We start from the raw sequence: 4,174 nt of genomic DNA on the forward strand, positions 1-4,174 counted from the left end.
GCTAGAACAATCGTGCAGCGACGCAATATTAGTTATGCAACCCAAACTTGTGAAGGAACTAAGGCGATGGATGTTTTCATGTCTCTGGTGGCGACTACCCGCAAATTAGGAATTAGCTTTTTTGAATATATGCACGACCGTATTTCTTACCTGGGAAATATTCCATCTCTAGGGACGATTATTCGTCAACAATCTTCGGTTTATTCTCTGGGTGTGTCCTGGGATGATTGAAGAAATTCAAAAAAATATAAAGGCTCTGAATTATTGGCCCTTGATTCCTGTAGTAAGTGTCGTATAAACCCACGGTTAATTGTGACTTTAGTGGCTAAAAAAGACCTGTCGGGGCGACAAGTCGCCTATAAGGCTGATAGAATAAGTCTCATAGCTCTTAAGCCTTGTTGATAATTAGGTAGTTTGTGTGGAGACAAAGACATTAATTCAACAACAACCTGCCAATTACTAGACATTGAATCGACCCATGATTCACCCCAGAGTCCAATATAAAAAGTGCTATGTCTCGCATATTTTCTGTGGCTTTCTGTTTTTCTGCCTAGATATTCTTGAACTTGCTTTGATTTAATATCTATCCCTTGAATGATACTCTTTAAGTATGATAGCGATAGCAAAATTAATAATTTACTCAATCGGTTGCCCGTTAAATTAGTCTTCTCTAGGTTATAGCCTCCGCCTTTAAAATCTCTAAAAATTTCTTCAATTCCAAATCTTTTTGCACTTATCATCAACTGCGGCTTGTATATCTGCCAAGTTGGTCAGAATATACCAAGGTTCTTCTGTGGTAAAATTTCGATATTTACCCAGCCACTTACCTGCTAGATTAAACTCCGTAATAGGTGCAGTTTTTCTAATCGTTACTTCTTGATTGAAAAAGCTATTTCCTGGCTCTAATCCTAGCATTTTTAGTTCAGCCCATAACTCCTCTTCAATCTTGATACAAACATTCTTTTTTAGTCGCAAACAGAAATCTACTTTCTTCTCCCTCAGCCAGTTGGCGAGGGTAACGCTACAAAATTCACGATCTCCTAACACGAGCAATTTATAATCTGATAAAGCGGCAAATACTGGCGTTAATACGAATTGTTGATTTTGTAATGTGCTGTTTCCTTGTTTGTCAAGCATTTTCCAATAAATAGGGCTTGCTGGATAAGTGCAGAAAGGTTACACAGCCTGGTTATGTGATCGCGCGATCGAGAAAAGTGTGCAAGATAAACAGGTAAAATAGTACAAAACCTTTGCATCACCCAGTGCGCTCGTGTACAGAAAAGCTGAGCTTGCTCCCCCCTCACCCTCCGACTTTGAACTCCCCTCATGTGGAAAGTTGTCACTCCTTAACCGTTGGGTAAAAATGGCCCAACTAATCCCGTGGGATGAATTTGAATCAGAATATGCTAAAAACTTCCCCACAGAAATGGGGGCACCCGCCAAATCGTTTAGGATGGCATTGGGGGCATTAATCATCAAAGAATAACTGGGAGTTAGCGATAGGGAAACAGTAGAACAGATCAGGGAAAACCCCTATCTACAATACTTTATTGGTCAATCAAGCTACAGTAACGAACTCCCCTTTGACCCATCTCTATTAGTTCATTTTCGGCAAAGAATTAGTCCGAATCTAATTAATAAAGTTAACGAACTAATGGTTGAAAAAATTCGCTCCATCACCCCAGCTAAACCAGAAAAAAAAAAGGATTCGGACGCCAAAAATGAGTCACCCAATCGCGGAAAATTAATCCTAGATGCTACCTGTGCCCCAGCCGAAATTACCTATCCGACCGACTTAGGACTATTAAATAAAGCCAGAGTTCATACCGAAAAAATTATAGATATCCTGTATAAACAGATCAAAGATCAAACCTGTAAAAAACCCATAACCTACCGTAATCTCGCCCGAAAAGATTACTTATTAATAGCCAAACAAAGAAGACAATCCCGCAACAAAAAAAGACAGGCAATTAAAAAACAACTTCAATATATAAAAAGAAACCTCGCTCATATTGAACAGCTAATCTAGTCAGGTGCGACCCTCGAACGCCTGAGCAAAAAGCAATATAAAACCTTGCTAGTCCTCACAGAGGTCTATCGCCAACAGCAATGGTTATTTGATAATAATAAACAGAGCATTGAGGATAGAATAGTAAGTTTAAGCCAACCCCATATCCGTCCCATAGTCAGAGGAAAAGCCGGAAAAAGCGTAGAGTTTGGAGCCAAACTATCAGCCAGTTGTTTTGAAGGATATGTATTTTTAAACCGAATGAGCTGGGATAATTTCAACGAATCAGGGGACTTAAAAGCACTCTTTAGAAGCTTATTATAGATTCACAGGATACTATCCAGAATCCGTTCATGCCGATCGTATTTATCGTACAATAGACAACCGAGCTTGGTGCAAAGAAAGAGGAATTAGAATCAGTGGACCGCCTCTAGGAAGACCCCCAGCAATCGTCAGTAAATCAAAAAAGAAGCAAGCCAAAGAAGATAAGAGGATTCGTCAGGCAATTGAGGGCAAATTTGGGCAAGGCAAACGAAGATTCGGCCTGAATCTGGTAATGACAAAACTTGACAAGACCTCGCAAACAGCCATTGCGATTACTTTTTTAGTAATGAACCTTTCTACCTGGTGGCGCCGGGTTTTTTGTGTGTTTTTATGCCGTTCGGGGAAAGCAATGCCTGTTTTTGGGTTTTATATAATCTACACTTATGTTTTCCTCAAGTTGAAGCCGGAAAAACTCATATTTAACTCTGGTTGAATATATCGATCGCTTCTGTTATTGGTTTGCGATCAATTATTCAGCAAGCCCTAAATAGGAATAGCTCTTTTTCGCCAAATCATGCTGACCATCAAAATATTATTGGATTGCCATTTGGTTCGGTCTATTGCTAAATATACAACCTTATTCTGTTTGACAGTACCTTGAATCCAACCAATTACCAGTGACAGCCAAATATCATCTAGACCCCATTCATCGTCCGATAAAAATCTCTGAACTTTTTTTCTTCTACTTTCAAATTTAATGGGCATCGCTAGTTTTGTCGCTATGCTTTCTAATGTGACTTCTTTAATCGATTGCACTACTTGAATCAATAAAATTGTCAATAAGTAATTAGAACGTGTCAGCTTTTCTGACAAATGGGCATGATATAATTCTGGTATCATTTAATTGTTTTTGGGTAAGAAGCTTTCTTACCCTATCTTTTTTGATGCGATTTGTCTAGGATTGCCTCCCTGTCTGTTTTTCAGGCAACCTGTCACCCCGTCAGAAAAAAGACTATGACATTCTTGATTTTATGATTAATAATATGTCATATTCTACCATGCTGTGCCTAGATTGTGAACCTTCTTTTTTTACTGTTACCCCGATTTATTGAGCGGATACGAATTCAGAGACTATTTGTCATCAGTTAATCATGACAAAGAACCTGAAAATTGGTCAATCACTTGTATTTTATTTGCTCCCAATGCTCCCGAACAAAATCCCGTTGAAGATATTTGGTTACAAGCTAATTTTTTTTTACGAAAGTATTGGTATTTATGTAAGTCTTTTAAGATCATCAAATATTTGGAGAGAGTTTTTCACCAAAGAACATAAATTTGATTTTCCCAAAATTCATCAGTACACCTATACAGAGAAAATCATTTAGGATTGCTATAGCTAATTTTTAGGACATTTTGCTAAAAACAGCATAAAATGCTAAAAAGGTATTTTGTAGTTACACAATAAATCAATCATGAACAATCGATTTTATCAAAATTTAAAACCGGAGCAATTTAAACGGAGATTTGGTATCCAGATTCAAACCTTTAAAGAAATGGTTAACACTTTAGAAGAATTCCGGCTAGAAAATCCTCAAGATAAACGAGGAAGCCTTGATCGCCTTAACTCTTGAAGAACAAGTTTTAGTGACCTTGGAATATTGGCGAGAATATCGAACCTATTTTCATATGGGGACAAATTGGGGAGTATCCGAATCAACGATTTGCCGAATTGTAACTAACATTGAATCAACTTTAATGAAAACGGGAAAGTTCCGTATTCCGGGGAAAAAGGCATTACTCAAAGACTCTGATTATCCATAAATTGTGGTGATGGATGTCACAGAAACCGCTATTGAACGACCTAAAAAAAACAGAAGAGATATTCCTGTGGCAAGAAGAAAT

At 37.9% G+C, this 4,174-nt stretch carries 3 protein-coding genes and 3 pseudogenes; 3 read left to right on the forward strand and 3 right to left on the reverse strand.

Annotated elements, in window-relative coordinates; all coding sequences use genetic code 11:
• Positions 1 to 231 (forward strand): annotated as a pseudogene (locus AACV78_RS22940) (hypothetical protein); the annotation flags it as partial.
• 125 nt (positions 232 to 356) lie between these two features.
• Here AACV78_RS22940 and AACV78_RS22945 read toward each other — a convergent pair.
• Complete coding sequence (locus AACV78_RS22945; RefSeq protein WP_194013055.1) at positions 357 to 740, reverse strand: hypothetical protein; 384 nt, start codon at positions 738 to 740, stop codon at positions 357 to 359.
• Positions 712 to 1,137 (reverse strand): transposase, encoded by a 426-nt coding sequence (locus AACV78_RS22950; RefSeq protein WP_194013056.1) that lies wholly within the window; start codon positions 1,135 to 1,137, stop codon positions 712 to 714. Before AACV78_RS22950 ends, AACV78_RS22945 begins: the two co-directional genes overlap by 29 nt.
• Positions 1,138 to 1,270: 133 nt before the next feature.
• Here AACV78_RS22950 and AACV78_RS22955 point away from each other — a divergent pair.
• Positions 1,271 to 2,765 (forward strand): annotated as a pseudogene (locus AACV78_RS22955) (IS5 family transposase).
• Between the two features lie 50 nt (positions 2,766 to 2,815).
• Here the strand turns inward: AACV78_RS22955 and AACV78_RS22960 are convergent.
• A complete protein-coding gene (locus AACV78_RS22960) occupies positions 2,816 to 3,172 on the reverse strand; it encodes a hypothetical protein (protein WP_194013057.1) in 357 nt (118 codons plus the stop codon).
• A gap of 572 nt (positions 3,173 to 3,744) precedes the next feature.
• On the opposite strand from AACV78_RS22960, the pseudogene AACV78_RS22965 reads away from it, so the two are divergent.
• Positions 3,745 to 4,174: pseudogene (locus AACV78_RS22965) on the forward strand (helix-turn-helix domain-containing protein); the annotation flags it as partial.

The sequence above is a fragment of the Tychonema sp. LEGE 07196 genome (assembly GCF_963890365.1).
Classification (GTDB): Bacteria; Cyanobacteriota; Cyanobacteriia; order Cyanobacteriales; family Microcoleaceae; genus Microcoleus.

Bases quoted from the DNA above. Each gene is read 5' to 3' on its own strand.
- AACV78_RS22945 (WP_194013055.1), bottom strand. From the start codon at position 740: ATGATAAGTGCAAAAAGATTTGGAATTGAAGAAATTTTTAGAGATTTT.
- AACV78_RS22950 (WP_194013056.1), bottom strand. From the start codon at position 1,137: ATGCTTGACAAACAAGGAAACAGCACATTACAAAATCAACAATTCGTA.
- AACV78_RS22960 (WP_194013057.1), bottom strand. From the start codon at position 3,172: ATGATACCAGAATTATATCATGCCCATTTGTCAGAAAAGCTGACACGT.